Below are 22,166 nucleotides of genomic sequence, written 5' to 3'. Positions count from 1 at the left end.
ATAGGTCTCGGTGAATGGGCTAGCCATCGCAAAGCTCCATATGAACGAGAGACACCTCATGGGTCAACGGTGCGAGATTGGGAAATGCAGCGGTTCAACAATCTTCCCGGTAACCTTATGTCGATCATAGGCATTTTGTTGGTAGTTTATGGCGCTTATTCCATTGTCACCGCATGAAAATTTAACAAGTTGTTGTAGTACGTTCCGGGCCTCCGGCCCTACACCGGACGCCCATTTCGCTGCGCTACATGAGCTGCGCTAAACCAAGGCGTTGGCTTGCTGAATAGTTTCAATAAAAAGGAGTAATTAAATGACTTGGTATATTTTAATTGGAGTAGTGGTTGTGCTCTTTTTCGGTTACAAGTTAACAACTGCAAAGCCTAGAAAAGCTGCAAATATTATTGCTTTGTCTCTAGGAATAAAGCGACAGTTTGTCGACAATATGTTGTCTGCAATGGGGCCAGAGCGCGGGCGGTTATTTGTACAGAATATCGTAAATTGGGGTGATAAGGATAATTGCGGAGTTTACACATTTGTTGTCTACCAGATAATGAAAAACGACTCCGAGCAAAATATAAAATGGTGGAAGTCTAAGCTTATTGAGAATAATATAGATCCAAAAATGGAGTATTCAAAAGCCGAAGCCGCATTCGCATATTTGAAAGATTCGGGAGCTGATAGAAGCCAAATTGATAACTTTATTGGCGTTTACAATAGTATCAGCTAACAAGGCTAGGCACGGCGACGCATTTCCGTTGCGGCTTTGCCTTCACTGCAAAGCCGCGCATGCTAGTGGCGTTTAAGCGCTACATCAGTGACACCTAAAAGACCGCTCCTGGCCGGTTTTAGCCCTCTCCTTCACAGAGTGTTTTGAGCAGGCAGAAGAGAGGTTGGCTCGCATTGGAGCACGGCAGCGATCTCATATAATTTTTCCACGGTAATATTAACTTCTCCACGTTCGACTCTTCCTATATAGCTGCGGTCGATGCCAGCAGCTAAGGCAAAGGCGTCTTGCGAGAAGCCATTTTTCTTTCGTTTTTCCCTAATGTTTCTACCCAGCGTCGTCGCTAGCTCACTCATACCCGCCTCATTTCCTTTTGGCGGGACTATCCTTCGTTGCGGCCTATCTAGCCACGGACTATAATCCGCATTTCGTTTTTACCTCTCCTACGGTGATGGTCATGTCGGGTACCCCTCCTTCGATTGAGGAGCGCATTTTCGAGCTCCTTTTAGAAACTGATAACGCTCAATTCACGATACGCAGCCTCCGTGATCAATACGCACACCAACATGGCATAGCAGCAGAGCAACGAGTTGCTCTGCGACGTTTTATCTACGAAAGAATTAAAAAGCTAATCACCGCTGGTTTGGTGGAGAAAGACCGTGAAAAACGCAAACGGGATCAGCTCTATTTTGTTTTGCCTTCAATAAGAGAAGCGAGCTTGTGCTTAGAGGGAGAAAGCTTTGAAGCATGGCACCAGCGGCTCGTGTCGCAAACAGCTAATGAAACAACGGAGACAACCGTTATTCCAAAAGACGAAAGTAGTAGTGAACAGAGCCCCAGTGCTATGAAGGCTTCGAGCCAATACGCCTTGGAGAAAGCGTTAAAGGAAACGCAAAGTGAATTCCTTTCTACACTGGGTGAAGTCGAGGCGTTCCGTGAGCTTATGGATGAATACCCCGATCTCAAGCCGAGTATCGTGGTTGATCATCGTGATGCTTATGACCGGAGCGCACGCTTAATGGGCCGAGTGCGTGCGCTAGAAAAATCTCTACATCGGCTGGGGGGTACATGAGCACGAGGCTGCGGAGATGGCAAGCAGAGTGCTTGGAGCTAGCGAAGATTCACTACTTACTCCATAGCGACTTTTTCGTGCAAGCAACACCTGCGAGCGGAAAAACCCGACTGGCAGCTGAAATGACGCGATGGCTCCTTGAAGAAGGACATATTGATTTTGTTATCTGCTTTGCGCCAACGAGAGAAGTGGTGGCTGGTATCCAACGTACCTTTACCGTCGTGTTGAATCAGCGGTTTGGCGATACGCTTGCGTCGGTAGGGGCTGCCTATACCTACCAATCAATGGAATATCACCCTGAGGATTTTTGGACATTATTCACAGAACATCGCACATTGACCATTTTCGATGAGATACATCACTGTGCAGGCCATGATCCGCTCCTCAGCAACACGTGGGGCCAGCAGATAATTCAGCGTATCCAAAATGCGGCCACTTACACGTTAGCGCTGTCAGGAACGCCCTGGCGTTCGGATGAGTTACCTATCGCATTAGCTCGCTACAGCGATCCAGAAGGCAAACTTATTTGCGATTACCGTTACGACCTTAAAACCGCCATTCAAGACGGTGTATGCCGCTCGCCACGAATTACGCTCATCGATAACCCACTGATCCGCTTGACCGAAGAGAACGAGAGCACAGCATCGGTAAGAGCGTTTTCCTCATTTCAACAGCTACTTAGTGAGTCGCCAGTCAGCTACGAAGACCTGTTGCGACACGACGACATCCTGAATGCGGTGCTAGACCTAGGCATTGACCGACTCAACAAAGAGCGGAACAGCGTGCCTAATGCTGGCGGTCTAGTCGTTGCTACTGATATTGAACATGCTCATCAAATCGCTGAGCTTTTGCTTCATAAGGGTGAAAGTTATGTGGTGGTAACTAGCCAAACACCAAAGGCGCATCAACTAATTGACCAATTCCGATATAACAGTACGCGCTGGATTGTCGCGGTAAGCATGATTTCCGAAGGAACTGATATCCAACGGTTATGCGTTTGTACGTACCTGAGCAGGATTCGAACAGAGCTGCATTACCGGCAGGTTTTAGGGCGCATTTTACGCAAAATGGGCGACTCAGATGTAACAGCATGGCTCTATGTGATCGCCGAGCCGCTACTGCGTAAATACTCGCAGCGAATTGCTGACGATTTGCCCGAAGATCAGGCAATGCTTCAAACCCAAAAGCTGAACCTAAGATTAGAGCAAGCGGGTTCCAATCAAATGAGCAGCACTCAAAAGGGAGAGTCAGCTGCAGATAATGGTCCACCGTTATCTGCAGAAAACATCAATGAGCGTGAGATGCTGTCTCTTGAGCCTCCCCTGCTAACGCTAAGCTTCTCGGAATATTACCGCCAACATCTTTTGTCTCTTATATAGACTCTGTAAGGTTTTGTGGGTCAAAAAGCGTACCTTTTGACCTACTTCTATTATCTTTGAATCTATATGGGTCATAAGTGTCTTTTTGGGTTATGGCCTAGGTTCAAAAGAAAGCCCTACCTTATGATCCAAAATTGAGGGTACAGCTCAATGGCAATGATCGGCTATCTCCGAGTCAGCTCTAGTGATCAGAGCACTCACTCTCAACGTAGCGAGATTTCGCATCGCCATAATATCGAACGTTGGTGGAGTGACGAGGCAACTTCGGGGGTGTTGCCTGCTCTGCAGCGTGCGGGCTTTTCGGCCCTGGCAGAATATGTACGTGAAGGCGACGTGCTAGTGGTCTATGCGATTGATCGTCTAGGTCGAGATACAGTCGATGTGCTGAATACGGTGCAATTCATGCAAAGCAAAGGAGTGTCGATCATCAGCCTGCGTGAAGGGTTTGATCTCAACACTCCCATCGGAAAAGCAATGCTTACGATGCTAGCCGCAATGGCGGAGATCGAACGCTCTAACATCCGGGAAAGACAAATGGCTGGCATACGACGTGCAAAAGCTGAAGGCCGACACCTGGGTCGTCCCAAGAAGTCTGACGCCGTTGAGATAAAGCTCTGGAGGGAAGAGAACGAGGCAAGCATCAGCAAGACTGCTAAGCACTTTGAAGTGTCAGAGTCGACTGTGAAGCGCGCAAAGCGGGGGAGAAGCTGCGGGTAAACCTATTAGACTGATATACAAAGCTCAGCCTTTGGCTGAGCTATTAGCGCAGCTACTATAAGTGGGCACCCGCTCAAAACTATCCTGCGCGATACCTTACCCTCTCAACTATTACACGCAATAATAATGTTGACATAATTTACGCAGAAACCACTGCAATTCTGTCAATATTCTTACATTAATAAACTTGTCATTAGAAATGGGCCGCTTTGAACATAAAGTCGCGTTTTTCAATGCTTACAGGCTCATGTCAACATAAATTTACACGAGTGTGACCTGCTGGGCACTACCGGCCTGGTGGCCCAGGCAATGGGCCGGGAAAGCGATAGCGACGTACGCCATTTGCTGGGCCAATCGCTGATCATCGCTGGAGTGATCGGCGTACTCTTAATTCTGTTCTCCACTCCGCTTGTCTCATTGGGGCTGAAGCTATTGGACGGCAGTGACGCAGCGACGCCCCTGGCCCGTGAATATGCTCAGATAAGACTGTGGTCGGCCCCCGCTGTTCTCGCCAACTATGCGATTTTAGGTTGGTTTTTAGGTCAACAGAACTCTCGCGTGACCTTGATGATCCTGCTGCTGACCAACAGTATCAATATCGTGCTGGATATCTGGTTTGTGGTGGGGCTAGGCATGACCAGCAATGGCGTTGCCTGGGCAAGCGTGATTGCCGACTATAGCGCGCTGGCATTTGGCGGCTATCTGGTGCTGCGCCAGCTTAAAACACTCGAAGGACATTTTTTGCGCGCTCGGCTGCTGGCGCTTTCCGCCTATACGGCCCTTTTCAATATCAACGCCAATCTGTTTGTCCGCACGCTCGGGCTGCTATTCGTCATGGCTTTTTTTACCGCGCAGGGTGCGCGTCAGGGCGATACAGTTCTGGCCGCCAACGCCGTACTGCTTCAGTTTATTATGCTGACAAGCTATGCACTCGATGGCTTCGCCCACGCGGCGGAATCATTGGTCGGCCGCGCCTATGGCCGCCGCGACTGGCAGGAGCTGGCATCTATCGTTCGCCGGGTGGCGCTGTTTTCTTTCTGGACGGCAGGCGGCGCCTCGCTGCTCTTTGCATTTGGCGGTAATCACTTGGTTGCCCTGCTGACAGGTCTTGAGGAAGTGCGGGCAACCGCTGCCGTGTACCTTCCCTGGATGGTGGCAATGCCGTTAATTGCCGTGTGGAGCTATCTTCTAGACGGTATTTTTATCGGCACCAGCGCGGTACGTGAAATGCGCAACAGCATCTTTATCGGCATTCTTTTCTACCTGCCCGCCTGGTGGCTTACTCAAGGCCTTGGCAATCATGGTCTTTGGCTCGCCTTTACGCTGTTTATTACGGTTCGTTCCGGGGTGCTTATTGGGTACTATCAACGCTACCGGCATACCCGTTGGTGTTAAGCGTTTAAATAAATCCGCCGCCGTGCTATCCATTGGCTTATCGTTCTAAAAGCGGACTTTTTTAAACGTGAAAGCCGAACCACACCGCCGTATATTAGCAACGCAATTCCTATAAAAAATAAGAGAGCCACTCATGCTAAAAATGATATCGAAACCGGCCGTCAAGCTGGTCGAGCGCTATCTGCCCGACCCGTATATTTTTGTGCTACTCCTGACCATCGTAGCAGCGGTTGCCGCCATTGCCGTGGAGCGCCAAACGCCACTGGCGGTGATGCGTATGTGGGGGGACGGCTTCTGGGGATTATTAACCTTTTCCATGCAGATGCTGCTGGTGCTGGTGACAGGCTTCATGCTGGCAAGCTCGCCGCCGGTAAAGCGCATGCTACAAAAGCTTGCGGGCACCGCAAAAAGCGCAGGCGGGGCGATTATTCTGGTCACCCTGGTGTCGCTTGCCGCCAGCTGGATCAACTGGGGGTTTGGTTTGGTGGTCGGGGCGCTCTTTGCTAAAGAGCTTGCCCGCCTGGTGCGGGTGGACTATCGCCTGCTAGTTGCCAGCGCCTACTCCGGCTTTATCGTATGGCACGGCGGTTTAGCTGGATCAATCCCCCTGACGATCGCCACCGAAGGTCACTTCACCGTAGATCAGATTGGCGTTATCAGCACCAGCTCCACTATTTTCGCCTTCTTTAACCTGGCAATAGTCGTGTGTCTGTTTATCGCGGTGCCGCTGGTGAATCGCTTAATGCTGCCCGACGAGAAAGACAGTGTTTATATCGATAGCCAGCTGCTGGAAGACGAGCCAGTATCGCAGGGCCGGATTACCCGCCCCGCCGAAAGACTTGAAAACAGCATGGCGCTTTCTCTGCTGGTTGGCGTGCCTGGGCTGCTGTTTTTGCTTGACCACTTCATCCTCAGAAACGGTGGTTTAAACCTTAATATCGTTAACTTCCTGTTTCTGTTTTTAGCCATTGTGCTTCACCGCACCCCACGCAACCTGCTGACCAGCCTTAATGAAGCGGTTAAGGGCGGCGCCGGGATTGTGATCCAGTTCCCGTTTTATGCGGGCATTATGGCGATCATGGTGCAGTCAGGTTTGGCTCAAAGCATGTCGGAATGGTTAATTTCGTTTGCCACGGCTACCTCGTTGCCGTTCTGGTCGTTTCTTAGTGCCGGGATTGTTAACCTGTTTGTACCTTCCGGTGGAGGCCAGTGGGCAGTGCAAGCGCCGGTTATGCTGCCCGCAGCGCAAGCACTAGGGGCTGATATTTCGCGCGTGGCGATGGCCGTTGCCTGGGGCGATGCCTGGACCAATCTGCTGCAGCCCTTCTGGGCATTGCCGGTGCTGGCCATTGCGGGCTTGAAAGCCAAAGATATTATGGGCTTCTGCCTTATTCAGCTGTTGATTACCGGGATTATTATTTCCGTGGGCTTAGTTTGGTTCTAAGCCCTTGAACCCTCTGCCCGCCCACAGGCGGGCAGAGTCAAACCAAGGACACGTTATGTCAGATACAGCGCCAACGGATTTACCCGGGCAGCACGAACTGTCGATGACCGTACTCATGACACCCGACATGGCCAACTTCAGCGGTAAAGTCCACGGGGGAGCCATTCTTAAAAAGCTGGATGAAGTCGCCTATGCCTGCGCTAGCCGTTATTCCGGGCACTATGTAGTGACCCTATCCGTGGATCAGGTACTGTTTAAGCAGCCGATTCACGTGGGCGAATTAGTTACCTTTTTAGCCTGCGTCAATCATGTGGGCCGCTCCTCTATGGAGATCGGTATCAAAGTGGTTGCCGAAGATATCCGTAACAAGCTGATTCGTCATACCAATAGCTGTTATCTAACCATGGTGGCTGTCGATGCTGATGGCAAGCCTGCTGGCGTGCCTCCGTTGATACTAACGACCCCGATTCAAAAGCTGCGCTTTGAAAAAGCGGCTCTGCGCAAAAAACACCGCAAGCAGGCCGAACAGGAAGAGAAATTAACCCAGCAGCACTATCAGTCACAGGCTTAAACTGTCAGGCGCAGGCTTAATTGATTAGATGCAGGCGCTGTGTAGCGCTAGTACGCTGTATTGGTTTTTTCCATCAACAAGGAGGTTGCATGCCTATTAGGCGGCGCTACCCACAACTCCCCAGGCCTGTTGAGTACGCTCATATCGGTTGGGATTTACTGATTCTGATTGCGGTAGTGCTGAACCTGGGACTTTTGCTATTTGATTCTCTGTATTTGATCACGCCGATCAATCAGGCCATCGCTGATCTAACGCCTGCTTTTCACGCGTTTTACGAGCGTGAGATTCACAGTCGTTTTTTCCATATCGATCTATTTTTTGTGGGCTTTTTTGTTGCCGACATACTGCTGGGCTGGACCGTAGCGGTCGCCGAGCGCCGTTATCATCGTTGGTTTTTTTACCCCTTTGTACATTGGTATGACGTACTGGGCTGCATTCCGTTAAGCGGCTTTCGCTTACTGCGTGTATTGCGCGTGGTGTCGCTACTCCACCGCTTGCACCGCTTACGCATCATTAACGTTAAGCACTGGTCCATTTATCAGTTTTTCTTCAAGTACTACGATATCCTTCTCGAAGAACTTTCTGACCGTATTGCTCTACGGCTTTTGGGCAATGTGCAGCAGCAGATTCTGTCCAGCGACTCGCTCACCGAGCGCGTGATTGACCGGGTAATCATGCCGCGCAAAACGCAGCTGATCAGTGAAATCGTCCAGCGTCTGGAAAGCACCGTTGGCGAGGCGTATCAGCTTAATCGCGCCTCGGCGATGACGGCCATTGATGACTTGGTGAGCCGTACGCTGCGCGAAAGCCCCGAGATCCAGCGCCTGCACCGCCTGCCCATGGGGCAAACGGCGGCCAACGCCATGCAGGCATCCATCAGCGGTGTTGCTCAGCGGCTGGTAGATGAACTGGCGTTGGGTATTCATTCGCCGGAATTCAGACAGTTAATCGAGCGAACGGCGGAAAGCGGCTTCGACAGCTGGCTGACGGTCGATGAAAAAAGCAATCGGATCACAGAATTGGTGCTGTACGATATTCTGGAAATGCTCAAAGAGCAGGTTAACCGTCAACGTTGGAAGGATCGTTATGAGTAGCCAGTGGTTAGTACTTGGGCCAGTAGCCCTTTATATCATGTCGATGACACTGACCCCTGGGCCCAACAACGTGATGCTCACTGCGTCAGGTGCCAACTTTGGTTTTAGGCGTACCCTGCCGCATATGGCAGGTATTGTAGGTGGCTGCTTTATTCTATTTTCGAATATAGCGCTGGGCCTCGGGGTGCTGTTTGAGCGATTTCCTGCCATACAGCTGGGGCTTCGCTGGCTGGGTAGCGCCTACCTGCTCTATCTTGCCTGGAAAATCGCCAGCGCTCCGCCGCCTAACCTTAAGGGCAGCTCACATAGCATACCGCTTACCTTCTGGCAGGCAGCGGCGTTTCAGTTTGCCAACCCCAAGGCCTGGATCATGGGGCTTGCCTTGATGGCGGGCTTTCTCCCTGAAAACGGTTCGGCGGTAGTCAATGCCCTCATACTGGCCGGATTTGCGGAACTGGTCGCCATGCCCTGCTTGGCCGTTTGGGCGGGCTTTGGCATGGCGATCGGTCACTGGATCAAAAGTGACGGTGCCTGGAGGGCATTCAATATCATCATGGGTCTACTCACCGCCGCGTGTGTCATCCTGATTTTACGTTAACCGCAGCGCAGCTCTTCGATATCATCGTTATTGTCCAGATGTACATTCAACCGATCGGGACGATGGTCCATCGTGGCCGCGTCCCCTGGTCGCAGTACCCGCACCTGGCGCGACTGGCTCTCGCTTTGTAGCTGGGGCACGTTTGCTTCATCAAATGTCTCACCAATGGCATAGCTCACCGCCTCGGTATCGCAGCTATCCATGGATGTAGGCGGTGCGTCCTGGGCTTCATTGGCAGCCGACGTTTTGGCGGCATCTGACCCGGTGGCGCACGCCGAGAGCAACACAAGCATTCCACCGCTTAATACAATTTTCGAGGAGCGTACCGCATCGGTATATAGCCACGTTTTCATAGGCTTGCCCTGATTTATAGTTAATTAATTGTTTTATAGAGAATAGGTGGCTAATACACAAAGCGGGCTAGGCGTCCGCCTAGCCCACTCGACATCGTCAAGGTTTCACTAACCTTAGCTAGCGGCGTCCTGCACAGCTTGACCGCCTTCTTGCACATCTTGGCCAGCACCAGAAATTGTGTTGCAACCGGCTAACGCGCCTGCCGTCATTAATAGGATAAAAGTCGTCGCTAAAAGCTTTTTCATAGATGTTCTCCTTAACGTGTCAGACAACAGAAATCTCCTCTGGCAATGTCTACCTTTCTGAGGAGTACTTTCAGCGTAACAGCGTTTTGGCAATTTCGCCTGTTTTCCATGGCTTAGTTTCTGCGGCTGTCTTCATTTTCTTATTTCACCTACTATATTCTGCTTTCTTACCTACCTATTTTTTGCTTTTACCAACCCCAACACGCCCGGAGTGCGCCCATTGAACACGTTTGCTCTTGATCAACGCCTGGAAGCCGATACGTTTCCAATTGCTGACTTGCCGCTTTGCCGGGCGCTATTGATGAACGATGCGCGCTATCCGTGGGTGATCTTAGTCCCCCGCCTGGATAATGTAAGCGAAGTATTCGAGTTATCCGACGTAGATCAGGCCCAGCTATGGCGAGAAGCCACCCAGCTGGGTAGCGTGATGAAAACGCTCTTTGACGGCGACAAGCTCAATATTGCAACGCTGGGCAATGTGGTGCAGCAGTTGCATATTCATGTCGTGGTGCGAAAGCACGCTGATGCGACCTGGCCCGCGCCGGTATGGGGTAACGGCAGCGCCGAGCCTTATGCGCTTGACCAGCTTGCCAGCCTGCGTGATCAGCTTATCGCTCATATTGATCGCCTGGCGGTTGATTGACCTGCTCTCAACGCATCAACGGGTTACCCTGCCTGGCCGGCGGCTCACCAAGCAGCGGCGTACTGGCGGGTTGGGAAACGCTGGCAATCGAAAGCGTCACACCGAGCAAGATAATCGCTAAGCCACCCGCCAGCGCCGCCCAGCCGACCGCCTTGTGAAGGTGTTGGGATACGCGCTGCTGCTTGGCTAAACGCCGCGTGGCCCACCTGCGCGCAAAGACGCTGGCCAGCGCAAGTGCTGATACGGTAATCCCGGTACCCAGCGACATGGCCAATACGGATAGCACGCCAACATAAAACTGGCCCAGCAGGCTGGCCGCACCGAGTAGCAACACCGCGCCGCTGCAGGGGCGCATACCGATCGCGAAAACGGTCATCACGGCAGTGCGCCAGTCTAGTGCCTGCTGCGGCTCAATATGATGCGCGCCACCGCAGCAGTGATGATGCCCGTGGTGGTGACTATGGTGATGGCTATGATTGTGGTTATGAGGACGACTGTGGTCGTGATCCTGGCTTACAGGATGAAACGTCATCGAACTCACCGGACGATAGGCGGCACGCAGCTGTTTGTAAGCCCGAATGCATAGCCACACACCCAGCAGCGTTACCAGTAAAAAGCTTGCCTGCTCGACCCAGACAACGCTCCCCATGGCCTGACGCGTCAGCCACCCCAGCCCATGTACCAGAATGGCGACCATGGCAATCGCGGTAACGCCTTGCAGTATTGAAGCAGCAAAAGAAAGCCCCAGCGCTCGGCGGGTGGCACCACCATGGGAGGCTAAATACGTTGCCAGCACCGCTTTGCCATGGCCTGGCCCTGCGGCATGAAAAACGCCATAGCCAAAGCTTACGCTTAATAACACCCACCAAGTGGCACGCGAGGGCTCACGGGCAAGTTCGGTAATTGCCAGGGTAAGCGCGCGGTGAAGCTCCCGCTGCCAGGCGAGTAGCTGATAGCTCATCCCCTGCAGACCGCCTTGCAACCCCCATATCAACACCACCGCGCCAAGCACCAAAAGAGCGACCAAAGCCCAAGGCCTACGCATTACTAGCGACTGCATAACACACCCTATTTTGATCATTGAAAGCTTTATCGCTTTATGAAAGTCGCACCCGATTAACGGCAGTCGATATGGCCGGTTTCGGCAAAGTGGCGCCCCAGCCCTGGTTCACCTTCTTCGTCTACGTCCAGTAGCGCCGCCTGCATGACTAATTCAGGGTCAGGATCAGCGCCTAGAATGCTTAGCGCACAGGCCGGCTCACCGTGCAGTACCAACGCATTATCAGTTGGCTGGTTGTTCTCTGCTTCATGGACCATTTCAATGTAATACGTCGGGTCAAATATCTGATAATCGAGGGAGTGTCCGGCTAACGGCTGGGGTGTTTCTAGGGGCAGGATAAACGTAAAGACAAGCCGACCATCTTTTTCCATGGCGGTATATTCGCTGACCTCGCCCAGCGCCAGCGGCTCACCATCTCGGCGGATTTCGGTAAAGTAGTGCTGCGAGGCAAGGTTATTGCGTATCTCCAGGCCCAGCTGATCAAGCCCTTCGTCCAGACTCACGCCATCCACCTGGGTGAGCTCTTCAAACACCACCAAACTGTAAAAGGGATCCATTCGCCAGATTTGATGCAAGCCACGCACTACCCCTTCATCATTGGTCATGACCCGGATACTGAAATCAATCCAGCCATGGGGGTGCGCGGCGGCAAGCGGGCTAAGCATAAGGCTGATGGCACCTGCCGCCAGCGCCCAGCGCTTTGCGGTATAACGGGAGCTTTCAATTACCTGATGACTGCATTGCTTCACGGTGCTAATCCCAATTTTGCTTGTAAGCTGACCAGCCAAGGATCCAGCAAATACGGCGGCAGCGATTGATTACCTCGCCAGGCCGCAACACTCACCTGACTGCCGCGACCAGCATCCCTTACCTGAACCTGCAGACGATACTCAGGCCAGCGGGCAAGCGCCCCCTCCGCCCGGCCTAGCGCCAAATCGGCATGGCGTATTACGTAGCCCTGTTCCATCATCAGCTCGACCGCGCTTCGAAACGTGGTGTCTACCGGGGCGGCATACACCAGCTCGCGCGGGGCAGAAGGTGATGTAGTGGCACAGCCTGCCAGTAGTGCCAGCAAAGCACTCACACTCGCCCATTTCATGATTACCCGCCAACGTTGCCTCATTGCACGCTCCTCATCGGCCGGCTGCTTTGTCCGAGTGCACTTTCAAAGCGCTGGCAGAAATCCTGGTTACTCGCGCTGTAGGATTCACGTATATCGCCCAGGTGGTCGAAGCGGCGAATATCACGCGAGATACGCACGGACTCCTCACTGATTAACAGCGACACCCGCTCGACCTCCAGGGGCTGTTGATGAAGCCCGCCGCCAAAGCCCAGCCCCACGCCAACACCGCTGCCGCGCCCGATACCCAACCCACCGAAAAGGCGCATTCCGCTGCCATAGCCATAGGCGCGATCATACGGATCGTAGTAACCATGTAGGGCTTTTTGTCGGCTTGCGCTGACCAGGCCTAATGCTGTATCGGTGGAATCAAGTTCAAAGCCCCACTCAGTCAGCACCTCGACACTTTGGCGCAGCGCGCCGAGTTCACCGCCAGCCACGTGGTTCGGGAAATAACACGCCGCAGAAGGCGCAGGCTCAGCCTGGGGCAAGCGGTCTGGCGTCACTTGACAGCCTGCCAGTGCCAACAGGCAGGTTAGCGTAATTGGTATCGGCTTCATGTTAGATCCTCGAACGTTCATCACGGCTGGTCTGTCACCAAGCGGCGCGTTAAGCTCGCCTACTATCACAATAGATGAAAGATATCACGATAGATGAAAGACAATAATTTGCGGAGGTCGTGCAATGAATATCCTGCTTTGCCCCGATAGTTTTAAAGATGCTTTAAGCGCTGAACAGGCGGCCAAGGCGATGGCTCAGGGCGTCCTTAAAGCCGCGCCCCAAGCGCAAACGCACTGCTGCCCGATGGCTGACGGCGGCGAAGGCAGCCTTGATGCACTGATTGCCGCGACCGGCGCCAAGCGCTGCGTTGTCGATGTTCAGGATGCGCTGGGCCGTCCCCGTAAAGCCGCCTGGGGCTGGCTGGGTGAACAGCGTACCGCGTTTATCGAGCTGGCAGAAGCCAGCGGCCTACAACACTTAACCCCTGAAGAGCGTGACGCGCTGCATACCTCCACCTTTGGCGTGGGCCAGATGCTCTTGGCGGCGCTGGATCAAGGCGCCGAAAAAGCCTTGCTGCTGCTGGGGGGTAGCGCCACCAACGATGGCGGCGCCGGTATGCTGCAAGCGCTGGGCGCAAAACTAACCGCAACCAGTGGCGCACCGCTTGCCCCAGGTGGCGCGGCGTTGGCAACGCTTGAAACGCTGGACCTTTCGGGGCTTGACCCACGCTTAACGTCACTGAACGTGGAAGCCGCCGTGGATGTGGATAACCCACTGTTAGGCGAGCGCGGGGCAAGTGCCGTGTTCGGCCCGCAAAAAGGCGCCTCGCCTGATCAAGTGGCTCAACTTGACCACGCCCTGGGCCGCTTTGCCGATATCAGCGCCCGCGTATTAGGCAAGGATTATCGCGACTTACCAGGTGCCGGTGCCGCTGGCGGTATGGGGTTTGCCGCGCGCGCCTTTCTTGATGCCACGCTGATGCCCGGCATTGAAATGATTATGCAGCAGGCCGATATGCCCGCCCTGCTCAATAACGCCGATCTTGTGATTACCGGAGAAGGCCGACTGGATGGGCAGAGCATGTCGGGCAAGACGCCTATCGGCGTTGCCCGCGCGGCCCAGCGTCTGGGCAAGCCCGTCATCATTCTCGCTGGTAGCCTGGGTGACGGCTGGCAGGCTTGTCTTGATGAAGGCGTAACAGCAGCGTTTGCCTTGGCGGATGGCCCCATGACCCTGGAACAGGCGCTGCCCAGAACCGCTGAACTGCTGGCGACGCGCTGTGAAAGTATTATCCGGGTGTGGATAACCCCCTCGCCCTTTGAAAACCCTGACCTTTGAAAATATTGCCTTTGAAAACATTGCCGTTGAAAACATTGCCCTTGAAAACATCGCCCCTTGAAAAACCCTGCCCGTGCCAGCATTACTCAGTGAGAGCGCAAACGTTATAGCGGTAAACGCAATGCTATAAGGCTATGGGCGCGATACACAAAACCTGGTTTGCAGCGCCCTGGCAACGTTTTATGCTAATCAAACGATTTGATAGCCGTTTTACTCGGCTCCAACATGGAGGTACGACATGACCGATACCAATAGCATTGGCTTACATGAAAGCAGCGCCAGTCAGTTGGCTGAAAAGCTTAATCACCTGCTGGCCAACTATCAGATCTTTTACATGAACGTGCGTGGCTACCACTGGAACGTTAAGGGTAGCGATTTCTTTGAGCTGCACGTCAAATTTGAAGAGTTCTATACCGACCTGCTGACCAAGGTAGACGAAGTCGCCGAGCGTATTCTGACCCTGGGTCACAAGCCAGTACATGCGTATAGCGACTACGCCACGCTTTCCCACATTCAGGAAGATAAAGACGTTCACGACGGCAAGGCGTGCGTGAATGGCGTGCTAAAAGGCTACCAGACGTTGATTGAACTGCAGCGTGAAGTACTGTCATTCGCCTCGGATGCCGATGACGAAGGTACGGCATCACTCGCCAGTGACTATATTCGCGAGCAGGAAAAAACTATCTGGATGCTGAACGCTTACCTCGGTAAGTAACAAGTACTCCTCGCAGATATAGATACACAAACGGCACCTAAGCGGTGCCGTTTAGCGTTGGCTAGCCTTTCTGAGCCAAATCTTCCATCAATGCGCGCAGCATGCGCCAGAACTCATCGACCGAGGCAAGCTCTACGCGCTCGTCCGGTGAGTGAGCGCCGCGGATCAGCGGGCCAAACGAGATCATATCCAGGTGCGGGTATTTGCTGCCTATAATGCCGCACTCAAGCCCCGCATGAATGACCTTAACCGCAGGTTCCTGCTCAAACAGAACGGCATGGCGCTGGTTAAAGATGGCAAGTAACGCACTGCCTGGGTGAGGCACCCAACCGGGGTAGCTGTTCTCCACACGCACGCGCGCGCCAATTAACCCAAACAGCGCCTGAAAGCGGTCAGCCAAGGCGGCGGTTGCCGTATCGTGCAGGGAGCGTACTAGCGCACACAGGTGCAGACGCCCCGCTTTAAGGCTTAATACGCCTAGATTGTTGGAGGTTTCCACAACGCCCGGCACATCGGCACTCATGCGTTCAACTCCGCAAGGCGCGGCATGTAGCGCCGCCACCAACATAGTGCTGGCATCCAGAGTTAGCGGCTCAACGGACTCATGATTTACGCTTCGCGTGGCGCTCAATACCAAACCGCTATCCCCCGTGCTTAGCTCGGCACGCAGGGTATTTTCCAGCGTCTTCAGCGCGTCAAAAGCGGCATCCACGTCGTCAGCGGGCAGGGCAAGCTGAGCAAACGCTTCGCGGGGGATGGCATTACGTAGCGTGCCACCCTGATAGCTCACCAGGCGAGCATCAAACGCTTCTAGGGTACGCAGCGCACGCACCAACAGGCGGTTGGCATTGCCCAGCGGCTTATGAATATCAATCCCCGAATGGCCGCCTTTCAACCCCGTTAGGGCAAGATCAATCAGCTGTTCATCGTCACGCAGCGCGGTACCCGGCAGGAGCGCATCAACCACTACGTCAGCACCACCCGCACAGCCGATATACACTTCGCCGCGGTCTTCACTATCCAGATTGAGCAGCAATGAGCCTTTCAGCCAGTTTTCGGCCAAGTTCAGCGCGCCCCCCATGGAGGTTTCTTCTTCAAGGGTAAATAGCGCTTCAAGCGGGCCATGGGTAAGCTCTGCATCTTCAAGCACGGCGAGAATCGCCGCTACGCCCATTCCGTTATCGGCCCCAAGGGTTGTGCCCTCAGCGTGCAGCCAACCATCGGCTACATAGGTACTGATGGGGTCGCGCGAGAAATCATGGGTGCTGTCGGAATTGGCTTGGGCCACCATATCCAAATGGCCCTGCAGAATAACCCCCGGTGCCTGCTCACAGCCGGGCGAGGCCGGCTTACAAATACGTAAATTGCCAAAGCTATCACGGTCGTGGGCAAGCCCCTGAGCATCGGCCCAGGCTTCGAGTATCGCGACTAGCGCGGCTTCGTGCCCAGACGGGCGCGGGGTGTTACACAGCGTACGAAAGTGGCGCCAAACGATGGACGGCGTCAACGCGTCTAAATGTGCGTTCATAAAAACTCTTCATTATCAGTAATCGCCCCACTTTACTCCTCCGAACGATGCGGGAAAAGTATGTATTGTGAGGCTAATTGTTCAACGACTTGGCGCAGCGCACGCACGCTATCACCGTGTGCTGCCGCTAAAGGGCGATTTTGAAACGCCCACGCCGCTAACTGCTGGTGTGCAGTGGCAGCGCTTATATCCTGCAGGCGACTAGTTTCACGCGCCAGCGCTTGAAGCGCCGCCCGCGCGAATACCGGGTCACGGTGCCCGTGCGCTACATCGTTGATGGTTTGGCACTCTTCAGCAGTGAGCGGCATTGAAGGCAGCGCCCTTAGCAATAACGCCACCACGTCAGGCGGTAACGTCGTTAATTCGAATGCCAGCAACCCCGGTAGTGACGCGCTAAAACTTGCCGTTAAGCTACTTAATACGCTCTCGCCCTCAGCGTTCAGCGCCCTGGCCACCATTACCGCAAATTCCCCTGTGGCCGCTTCACGCGTGATGCCCAAGCGCACGGGCTGAAACCCTTGAGCCAGCCAGAAGCGTAGCAGAGATGCTTCCGCGCCGAACGTGGCGCCATACAGCGCTACTCCTTGGCCCGCGGCCTCGCGACTATCTTCGGCAATTAGCTGTTGGCCCAACCCTTCCCGGCGGCGTTCAGGATGCGTGGCAATCCGCACCACACGCCGCCAACGAGCGGTAAGCGCAGCGCGGCTGCCCATATGCGCGGCAAGCGACTGGGCCATCAGGTGGCCCTGAGGCCGCCGCACCCCCAACGCCACCTGCTCGGCAAGCTCAGGCGTAAAGCCACCCTCCTCCCGGGCCACCAATACGGCCTGCGGTGCGCTTTCCTGGCCTATCAGCCGCAGCGAAGTGCCCGGCCCATCCAACAGCTGACGCAAATCGCTGGGCGACGTGCGGTAATGAGACTGCACCAGAAGGCCAAACATAGCCTCAAGAGCAGTTTCGTCTTGAGCAAGCTCGGCGCGCTCGAGCGTATAAGAGGCTGACGCTTGATCGCGCTGATCAGAGACCGGTAGAGGCGCTTTTAACAACAGCAGCCGGTTGACCGTTGCCTCAAGCGGGTCTCCCCCAGCCCAGCGAATCGGCGTATTCAGCGTTAGCGCTTTCCACTGCGGTGTAAGCCGCGCCAACACATCGCGAAAGCGCAGCGCAAACCCGCGCCCAGAACCTTCATAGCCATCAATAGTGGTCGCAAACGCAATCCGCGGAAATGCCGTAAGCCACTGGCCGAGCAGGGAAGCCGGAACCGCCGCCGCTTCATCAACCATTAAATAACTGCCATCGCCCCCCAGTTTCTTGGTCGCCACCTGTTCGGTGAGCACATCGGGGGGTAAAAAGCACAGCTCGCTTTTATTCGCGAGCTGAAAGCGGCTGGGCGTGATGCGCGCTCCCTCGGGGCAGAGAGCTTCCAAGCGCATAAACAGGCTTTCCACCGCGCTCAAGCGTGGAGCCGTGACGATGATAGACGACGTGCCGCCTGCTAGAAGCCGCGCACAGGCAATTCCCAGGGCGGCGCTTTTGCCCCGCCCTCGATCCGCGGTAATGACCAGCGGGCGGCGGCGCTTTAAGTTCACCAGTTGGGTAACGATAGCGGCCTGATCGAGCGTCGCGCATGCGCTGTCGTTAACGCTCTCTTGGTGCGCTGAGCGTGCGCTCAAGCGGGGAAGCTGCGGCCGATCGGGCACGTGCCAGGTAACGATATCTGTGCGCTCATCAAGCAGGCGAGCCAGACGCGCTAAATAGTGGGCGGTTAACTGCTCCCACTGCCAGGGGTGATCGGCAAACCGGGCATAATCAGGGTCTGGGCGCTCACCCCAAGGGTAAGGCGTTATCAGCACCAGCAAGCCGCCCGCCAGCAGCGTACCCGCCAGCGCCCCCAGCGCTTCAGGGTCAAAGCCTGCGCTGCCGCTGGCATCCATGACCACAAGCTGATGCTCGGCGCCCAAACGCGTACGCGCTTTGCGCGGCGTAATCCAAAGTTCAACCGGCGCACTATCTGTCTGATGGGCAACCCATAAAGGCGCTTGCCAGCAAGCGCTCTGCCATAGTTTGAGAGCTTGATCACGGCACTCAGCGGGCTCTCCCGTAAGCCATACCAGCTGCCGCCATCGGCGCCTATGTAAGCGTTTGGCATGGGCCATTAAAGCTCGCAAGGGTAACTGACCAGGCATACTTAACGTTTTCGTCAATCCTTCTTGTGACAACGCTGGCATTGAGCCTCCTAAGTTCCATTATTTCTTTAAAACTTTTTTAAAACTTTGGTTGAACAAAAAGGCGTTTTTCAACGCTAAGTATCCTAATCAAGCAGGCTAAAAAATCTCGAAAAAAACGTAAGCAACTGATTAAGATAAATATAAAATTTCAAAAAAATAAAAATTTTCGATTTTTACTTATCTTACTCAGGTTGCACCGCAGCAGTAAGACTGTGCTAATTTAGCGGTGCAGTCCGGCGCTTGCTCTACTTTACGTAAACGTTAGCTCCTTTATTGCACTTTCCTGCATTACGGTAACAAACACTAATAATGCCTTAAGCCAACCAGGAAAAATAACATGAAAAAGATCACTCGATTCAGCCTCACCACGCTTGCGGCAAGCATCACGTTCGCAGCGCTCGCCACCACTGCACAAGCCCAAGAACAGTGGACAATGACCTCTACCTGGCCGGATAACCTTGACCTCATCAAAATTGATCAGCACTGGGTAGAACTGGTTAATAAACTCGCCGGCGACGAAGTACAGATCAATTTTCGATCTGGCGGTACGTTAATGCCCGGCACAGAAGTGTTTGATGCCACGGAAACCGGCAGCATCGAAGCCTCCGGTGACTGGCCCGGCTACTGGGCTGGCTTAAACCCCGCGTTCTCTCCACTGGCAACCACCACCAGCCTGTTTAACGGCGTCGACTATCTTAACTGGATTCAGCAGTGGGGTGGCCGTGAACTCTACGAAGAGATTTACGGCCAGTACAACATGATGTACCTGCCCTACGGCATTACTAATAACGAGTCGGGCTTTATGGGACGCACGCCAATCGCGAGCATTGCGGACCTTGAAGGCAAGCGTCTACGTCTCTCAGGCCGTGACCAAGGGCGTGTTCTGGAGCAGCTAGGCGGCTCACAGGTAACACTTGCCGGGGGTGAGGTGTATCAGGCAATCGAGCGTGGCGTGATCGATGCCGGTGAGTTTTCAACCCCAGGCGTGGATTTCAAGGCAGGCTTTGCCGAAGTCGCCGATAACTGGGCAACACCGGGCTGGCACCAATCGGCCAGCGTGTTTGGCGTCATGATCAACATGGATGCCTGGAACGCGCTTTCTGAAGAGACCCAGGAGAAGCTGCGCATTGCCGCTGACGCCACTATGGCTTGGTCGCTGTCCTGGTCTGAGCATGAGTCCAACGCCGCCACCCAGCAATTTATCGATGCAGGGGTAACGATCAACCAGTTTTCTGAAGAGGACTTGGCGCGCATTCAAGACGTCACTAACCAGGTCATCGTACAGGGCGCCTGTGAAAACCCCGATCACGCTAAGGTTTATCACTCTATGATTACGTACCTGCAGGAGTACGCGACGTGGCGTGACGTTTCAGTGCCTTTCAATATGAGCCGCACCATGAACAATCTGCCTTCCCTGGAAGAGATCGAAGCTTGCCTGTAAGGCGCTCATGTTTCGCCCCGGCATTGCCGGGGCGGTTGTTGTGCTGACCGGAGATCTCCCATGAATGCCGTTGCCCAAGCCATTGATGCACTCAATGAAGCGTTTGGACGCCTGATTGCGCCGCTGATTGCCATCATTACTCTGATAGTGCTGTTCGATATTATTTCTCGCTTTGTGTTCGGCCGCCCAAGCGACTGGGCCTTTGATATCACCAAGATGCTGTTTGGCGCGCACTTCATGCTGATGGCGGCCTACGGGCTACGTCACCATGTTCATGTAGAAGTGGATGTTCTTAAGCGTCTGCTATCGCGCAAAAAACAGGCACTGCTTGAGCTAGTGGGCTATGTGGTTTTCTTCGTGCCGTTTATCTGGATGCTGCTCAAGTACGGGTGGCTGTTTTTCGAGCGAGCGTTTAGCCGTGGCGAAACCACCTACGGCATGATGTCGATTCCGGTCTATCCCATTAAGGGCGTGATTGCGCTGGCGGCAGCGCTACTTTTGCTGCAAGCCATCGCCATTGTCCTGCGGACCATAATGCAGTTACGCGAGGAGACGCCGACATGAACCTAAGTCCCGAATTGCTCGCATTAGTCATGTTTGGCGGCCTGCTGGTGGGGCTTTTTATGGGCCACCCGCTTGCGTTTGTGCTGGGCGGGGTAGCGGTCATTGGCGCATTCCTGGGCCCAGGAGAGCGAGTGCTCGGCACGCTGATCAATAATATCTATGGCAATGCCATGGATAACTACGTACTTGTGGCAATACCGCTTTTTGTACTCATGGCCCGCTTTCTCAACGACTCCGGGGTTACCGAGCGAATGTTTGACGCCATGCGTCTACTGCTGGCCAACCTGCGCGGCGGATTAGCCCTAACGGTGGTCATCGTCTCGGTGTTGCTGGCCGCGACGACCGGCATTGTCGGCGCCTCCATTGCCGTGATGGGCATGATCGCGTTAGTGCCGATGCTCAAGTATGGCTATAACAAGGAACTCAGTGCCGGGGTGATCATGGCCAGCGGCTGCCTGGGCATTCTGATTCCGCCGAGCATTATGCTGATCCTGATGGCGAGCTACTCGCCGGTTTCGGTGGGTGCGCTGTTTGCGGGCGCCATGGTGCCTGGATTAATGCTAGGCGTGATGTATGCGCTTTACGTCCTGCTGATCTGCCACTTTAAACCCTCTTACGGCCCGCCCGTGCCTAAAGAGGAGCGCGCTGAAGTTAGCACCAAGCAGCTTTTAATCATGTTGGGCAAATATGTGGTGCCGCCCATGTCGTTGATCCTTGGTGTGCTGGGTGCGCTGTTTACCGGGATTGCCACTGCAACAGAAGCCTCTGCTATTGGTGTTTTCATCGCCTTTATTCTGTTTTTGATCTTTGGCGACAGGCGGCTTTCCACCTGTTTCAGAACGCTGCTTGAAGCGGGAAAAACCACCACCATGGTAATGCTGGTGCTCGTGGGCGCCACCGCGTTTACCGGCGTATTCTCGCGCGGCGGTGGTATGCAGGTGATTCAAGACCTGCTGCTGGCCATGCCCGGCGGCAATACCGGTGCACTTATCATGATGCTGCTATTGGTATTTGTGCTAGGCATGTTCCTCGACTGGACCGGCATCGTACTGCTGAGCTTTCCCATCATGCTGCCGATCATCCAGCAGATGGGTGTCGACCCGCTATGGTTTGTGGTCATGGTAGCCGTGGTGCTGCAGACCTCGTTTCTCACCCCGCCGTTTGGCTATGCGCTTTTCTACCTGAAAGGTGTGGCTCCGCCTGGGGTCGAGATCGTCGATCTGTATAAAGCCGTAGTACCGTTTGTGGCACTTATACTGCTGGCCTGTGTACTGATGTCATTCTTCCCCTGGCTGGTCACGGGCCTGCCCAGCTTGATGATCGGCTACTAACCGGCCAACACGTTCAGCACTCACCTTCTACCGCTACTCCCCCGCTCTTAGGCGGGGGTTTTTATATGGGTTTTTTATATAGATAGAGGGTTAGCTGCAGCCGA

23 protein-coding genes and 1 pseudogene are annotated in these 22,166 nt (G+C 54.2%); 15 read left to right on the top strand and 9 right to left on the bottom strand.

Going from position 1 to position 22,166, the window contains the following annotated elements:
• The first annotated feature begins 310 nt into the window (after nt 1-310).
• Complete coding sequence (locus ACT3R7_RS17200; protein WP_180094784.1) at nt 311-727, top strand: DUF1198 family protein; 417 nt, start codon at nt 311-313, stop codon at nt 725-727.
• A gap of 131 nt (nt 728-858) precedes the next feature.
• On the opposite strand, the gene ACT3R7_RS17195 is transcribed toward ACT3R7_RS17200, so the two are convergent.
• A complete protein-coding gene (locus ACT3R7_RS17195) occupies nt 859-1,080 on the bottom strand; it encodes a helix-turn-helix domain-containing protein (protein ID WP_192537706.1) in 222 nt (73 codons plus the stop codon).
• Between the two features lie 101 nt (nt 1,081-1,181).
• Between ACT3R7_RS17195 and ACT3R7_RS17190 the strand changes: the two genes are divergently transcribed.
• The 8 genes and pseudogenes from ACT3R7_RS17190 to ACT3R7_RS17155 all read left to right on the top strand — a co-directional run bounded on the left by ACT3R7_RS17190 (nt 1,182) and on the right by ACT3R7_RS17155 (nt 8,994).
• A complete protein-coding gene (locus tag ACT3R7_RS17190) occupies nt 1,182-1,796 on the top strand; it encodes a VspR family transcription factor (RefSeq protein ID WP_192537707.1) in 615 nt (204 codons plus the stop codon).
• Entirely contained in the window at nt 1,793-3,175 is a 1,383-nt protein-coding gene (locus ACT3R7_RS17185; RefSeq protein WP_192537708.1) for a DEAD/DEAH box helicase, read from the top strand. The genes ACT3R7_RS17190 and ACT3R7_RS17185 overlap by 4 nt, the downstream gene beginning before the upstream one ends.
• Before the next feature lie 150 nt (nt 3,176-3,325).
• Nucleotides 3,326-3,892 (top strand): recombinase family protein, encoded by a 567-nt coding sequence (locus ACT3R7_RS17180; RefSeq protein ID WP_192537709.1) that lies wholly within the window; start codon nt 3,326-3,328, stop codon nt 3,890-3,892.
• Between the two features lie 279 nt (nt 3,893-4,171).
• Nucleotides 4,172-5,287, top strand: a pseudogene (locus ACT3R7_RS17175) (MATE family efflux transporter); the annotation flags it as partial.
• A gap of 133 nt (nt 5,288-5,420) precedes the next feature.
• The gene (locus ACT3R7_RS17170; protein WP_192537710.1) at nt 5,421-6,731 is read left to right on the top strand and encodes a short-chain fatty acid transporter; all 1,311 of its coding nucleotides are present in this window, start codon (nt 5,421-5,423) and stop codon (nt 6,729-6,731) included.
• A 55-nt stretch (nt 6,732-6,786) separates the two neighbouring features.
• Complete coding sequence (locus ACT3R7_RS17165) at nt 6,787-7,302, top strand: acyl-CoA thioesterase (protein WP_193091578.1); 516 nt, start codon at nt 6,787-6,789, stop codon at nt 7,300-7,302.
• 89 nt (nt 7,303-7,391) lie between these two features.
• The gene (locus tag ACT3R7_RS17160) at nt 7,392-8,396 is read left to right on the top strand and encodes an ion transporter (protein ID WP_193091579.1); all 1,005 of its coding nucleotides are present in this window, start codon (nt 7,392-7,394) and stop codon (nt 8,394-8,396) included.
• Nucleotides 8,389-8,994 (top strand): LysE family translocator, encoded by a 606-nt coding sequence (locus ACT3R7_RS17155; RefSeq protein WP_193091580.1) that lies wholly within the window; start codon nt 8,389-8,391, stop codon nt 8,992-8,994. Before ACT3R7_RS17160 ends, ACT3R7_RS17155 begins: the two co-directional genes overlap by 8 nt.
• Here the strand turns inward: ACT3R7_RS17155 and ACT3R7_RS17150 are convergent.
• Together ACT3R7_RS17150 and ACT3R7_RS17145 are read right to left on the bottom strand one after the other, a co-directional pair.
• Nucleotides 8,991-9,347 (bottom strand): I78 family peptidase inhibitor, encoded by a 357-nt coding sequence (locus tag ACT3R7_RS17150; protein ID WP_193091581.1) that lies wholly within the window; start codon nt 9,345-9,347, stop codon nt 8,991-8,993. The two genes, ACT3R7_RS17155 and ACT3R7_RS17150, sit on opposite strands and share 4 nt — an antisense overlap.
• A 114-nt stretch (nt 9,348-9,461) precedes the next feature.
• Nucleotides 9,462-9,593 (bottom strand): entericidin A/B family lipoprotein, encoded by a 132-nt coding sequence (locus tag ACT3R7_RS17145; protein ID WP_192537715.1) that lies wholly within the window; start codon nt 9,591-9,593, stop codon nt 9,462-9,464.
• A 220-nt stretch (nt 9,594-9,813) separates the two neighbouring features.
• On the opposite strand from ACT3R7_RS17145, the gene ACT3R7_RS17140 reads away from it, so the two are divergent.
• Nucleotides 9,814-10,236 carry an HIT domain-containing protein gene (locus ACT3R7_RS17140; protein WP_192537716.1) on the top strand — a complete coding sequence of 141 codons (423 nt, stop codon included), beginning with the start codon at nt 9,814-9,816 and terminating at the stop codon, nt 10,234-10,236.
• A gap of 7 nt (nt 10,237-10,243) precedes the next feature.
• Here the strand turns inward: ACT3R7_RS17140 and ACT3R7_RS17135 are convergent, their stop codons facing one another.
• From ACT3R7_RS17135 to ACT3R7_RS17120, 4 genes are all read right to left on the bottom strand, one after another.
• A complete protein-coding gene (locus tag ACT3R7_RS17135) occupies nt 10,244-11,281 on the bottom strand; it encodes a nickel/cobalt transporter (RefSeq protein ID WP_193091582.1) in 1,038 nt (345 codons plus the stop codon).
• 71 nt (nt 11,282-11,352) lie between these two features.
• On the bottom strand, nt 11,353-11,985 hold the full coding sequence (locus tag ACT3R7_RS17130; RefSeq protein ID WP_264298933.1) for a DUF1007 family protein: 633 nt from the start codon (nt 11,983-11,985) through the stop codon (nt 11,353-11,355).
• A 56-nt stretch (nt 11,986-12,041) separates the two neighbouring features.
• Nucleotides 12,042-12,419 (bottom strand): hypothetical protein, encoded by a 378-nt coding sequence (locus tag ACT3R7_RS17125; protein WP_193091584.1) that lies wholly within the window; start codon nt 12,417-12,419, stop codon nt 12,042-12,044.
• The gene (locus ACT3R7_RS17120; RefSeq protein WP_192537719.1) at nt 12,416-12,976 is read right to left on the bottom strand and encodes a hypothetical protein; all 561 of its coding nucleotides are present in this window, start codon (nt 12,974-12,976) and stop codon (nt 12,416-12,418) included. The genes ACT3R7_RS17125 and ACT3R7_RS17120 overlap by 4 nt, the downstream gene beginning before the upstream one ends.
• A 124-nt stretch (nt 12,977-13,100) precedes the next feature.
• Between ACT3R7_RS17120 and ACT3R7_RS17115 the strand changes: the two genes are divergently transcribed.
• On the top strand, nt 13,101-14,255 hold the full coding sequence (locus ACT3R7_RS17115; protein WP_193091585.1) for a glycerate kinase: 1,155 nt from the start codon (nt 13,101-13,103) through the stop codon (nt 14,253-14,255).
• Nucleotides 14,256-14,493: 238 nt separating this feature from the next.
• Entirely contained in the window at nt 14,494-14,970 is a 477-nt protein-coding gene (locus ACT3R7_RS17110) for a Dps family protein (RefSeq protein WP_018918857.1), read from the top strand.
• 61 nt (nt 14,971-15,031) lie between these two features.
• Here ACT3R7_RS17110 and ACT3R7_RS17105 read toward each other — a convergent pair whose 3' ends face one another.
• Both ACT3R7_RS17105 and ACT3R7_RS17100 read right to left on the bottom strand, forming a co-directional pair.
• Nucleotides 15,032-16,498, bottom strand: coding sequence for an aminoacyl-histidine dipeptidase (locus ACT3R7_RS17105; RefSeq protein WP_193091586.1), 1,467 nt, complete (start codon nt 16,496-16,498; stop codon nt 15,032-15,034).
• A 32-nt stretch (nt 16,499-16,530) separates the two neighbouring features.
• Nucleotides 16,531-18,726: a tRNA(Met) cytidine acetyltransferase TmcA gene (locus ACT3R7_RS17100; protein ID WP_193091587.1), complete on the bottom strand. Its 2,196-nt coding sequence runs from the start codon at nt 18,724-18,726 to the stop codon at nt 16,531-16,533.
• Between the two features lie 337 nt (nt 18,727-19,063).
• Here ACT3R7_RS17100 and dctP point away from each other — a divergent pair, with 337 nt between their 5' ends.
• Genes dctP through ACT3R7_RS17085 form a run of 3 tightly spaced genes read left to right on the top strand, consistent with a single transcriptional unit; the run spans nt 19,064 to nt 22,062 of the window.
• Nucleotides 19,064-20,167 (top strand): TRAP transporter substrate-binding protein DctP, encoded by a 1,104-nt coding sequence (dctP, locus tag ACT3R7_RS17095; protein ID WP_192537723.1) that lies wholly within the window; start codon nt 19,064-19,066, stop codon nt 20,165-20,167.
• Nucleotides 20,168-20,227: 60 nt separating this feature from the next.
• Nucleotides 20,228-20,731 (top strand): TRAP transporter small permease subunit, encoded by a 504-nt coding sequence (locus tag ACT3R7_RS17090; RefSeq protein ID WP_192537724.1) that lies wholly within the window; start codon nt 20,228-20,230, stop codon nt 20,729-20,731.
• A complete protein-coding gene (locus ACT3R7_RS17085) occupies nt 20,728-22,062 on the top strand; it encodes a TRAP transporter large permease (protein WP_192537725.1) in 1,335 nt (444 codons plus the stop codon). The genes ACT3R7_RS17090 and ACT3R7_RS17085 overlap by 4 nt, the downstream gene beginning before the upstream one ends.
• The last annotated feature ends 104 nt before the right edge of the window (nt 22,063-22,166 follow it).

It is taken from the genome of Halomonas sp. AOP43-A1-21 (assembly GCF_052376775.1).
GTDB classification, from domain to species: domain Bacteria; phylum Pseudomonadota; class Gammaproteobacteria; order Pseudomonadales; family Halomonadaceae; genus Vreelandella; species Vreelandella colorata.
Note: the sequence above shows the minus strand (reverse complement) of the source record. Positions and strands in the feature narration are given on the sequence as shown.

What these genes read in the sequence shown, in the direction of transcription:
- ACT3R7_RS17190 (WP_192537707.1), top strand. Translation starts at nt 1,182, where the DNA reads ATGTCGGGTACCCCTCCTTCGATTGAGGAGCGCATTTTCGAGCTCCTT.
- ACT3R7_RS17200 (WP_180094784.1), top strand. Translation starts at nt 311, where the DNA reads ATGACTTGGTATATTTTAATTGGAGTAGTGGTTGTGCTCTTTTTCGGT.
- ACT3R7_RS17120 (WP_192537719.1), bottom strand. Translation starts at nt 12,976, where the DNA reads ATGAAGCCGATACCAATTACGCTAACCTGCCTGTTGGCACTGGCAGGC.
- ACT3R7_RS17170 (WP_192537710.1), top strand. Translation starts at nt 5,421, where the DNA reads ATGCTAAAAATGATATCGAAACCGGCCGTCAAGCTGGTCGAGCGCTAT.
- ACT3R7_RS17145 (WP_192537715.1), bottom strand. Translation starts at nt 9,593, where the DNA reads ATGAAAAAGCTTTTAGCGACGACTTTTATCCTATTAATGACGGCAGGC.
- ACT3R7_RS17195 (WP_192537706.1), bottom strand. Translation starts at nt 1,080, where the DNA reads ATGAGTGAGCTAGCGACGACGCTGGGTAGAAACATTAGGGAAAAACGA.
- ACT3R7_RS17125 (WP_193091584.1), bottom strand. Translation starts at nt 12,419, where the DNA reads ATGAGGCAACGTTGGCGGGTAATCATGAAATGGGCGAGTGTGAGTGCT.
- ACT3R7_RS17160 (WP_193091579.1), top strand. Translation starts at nt 7,392, where the DNA reads ATGCCTATTAGGCGGCGCTACCCACAACTCCCCAGGCCTGTTGAGTAC.
- ACT3R7_RS17085 (WP_192537725.1), top strand. Translation starts at nt 20,728, where the DNA reads ATGAACCTAAGTCCCGAATTGCTCGCATTAGTCATGTTTGGCGGCCTG.
- dctP (WP_192537723.1), top strand. Translation starts at nt 19,064, where the DNA reads ATGAAAAAGATCACTCGATTCAGCCTCACCACGCTTGCGGCAAGCATC.
- ACT3R7_RS17135 (WP_193091582.1), bottom strand. Translation starts at nt 11,281, where the DNA reads ATGCGTAGGCCTTGGGCTTTGGTCGCTCTTTTGGTGCTTGGCGCGGTG.
- ACT3R7_RS17090 (WP_192537724.1), top strand. Translation starts at nt 20,228, where the DNA reads ATGAATGCCGTTGCCCAAGCCATTGATGCACTCAATGAAGCGTTTGGA.
- ACT3R7_RS17180 (WP_192537709.1), top strand. Translation starts at nt 3,326, where the DNA reads ATGGCAATGATCGGCTATCTCCGAGTCAGCTCTAGTGATCAGAGCACT.
- ACT3R7_RS17115 (WP_193091585.1), top strand. Translation starts at nt 13,101, where the DNA reads ATGAATATCCTGCTTTGCCCCGATAGTTTTAAAGATGCTTTAAGCGCT.
- ACT3R7_RS17185 (WP_192537708.1), top strand. Translation starts at nt 1,793, where the DNA reads ATGAGCACGAGGCTGCGGAGATGGCAAGCAGAGTGCTTGGAGCTAGCG.
- ACT3R7_RS17150 (WP_193091581.1), bottom strand. Translation starts at nt 9,347, where the DNA reads ATGAAAACGTGGCTATATACCGATGCGGTACGCTCCTCGAAAATTGTA.
- ACT3R7_RS17165 (WP_193091578.1), top strand. Translation starts at nt 6,787, where the DNA reads ATGTCAGATACAGCGCCAACGGATTTACCCGGGCAGCACGAACTGTCG.
- ACT3R7_RS17155 (WP_193091580.1), top strand. Translation starts at nt 8,389, where the DNA reads ATGAGTAGCCAGTGGTTAGTACTTGGGCCAGTAGCCCTTTATATCATG.
- ACT3R7_RS17105 (WP_193091586.1), bottom strand. Translation starts at nt 16,498, where the DNA reads ATGAACGCACATTTAGACGCGTTGACGCCGTCCATCGTTTGGCGCCAC.
- ACT3R7_RS17110 (WP_018918857.1), top strand. Translation starts at nt 14,494, where the DNA reads ATGACCGATACCAATAGCATTGGCTTACATGAAAGCAGCGCCAGTCAG.
- ACT3R7_RS17100 (WP_193091587.1), bottom strand. Translation starts at nt 18,726, where the DNA reads ATGCCAGCGTTGTCACAAGAAGGATTGACGAAAACGTTAAGTATGCCT.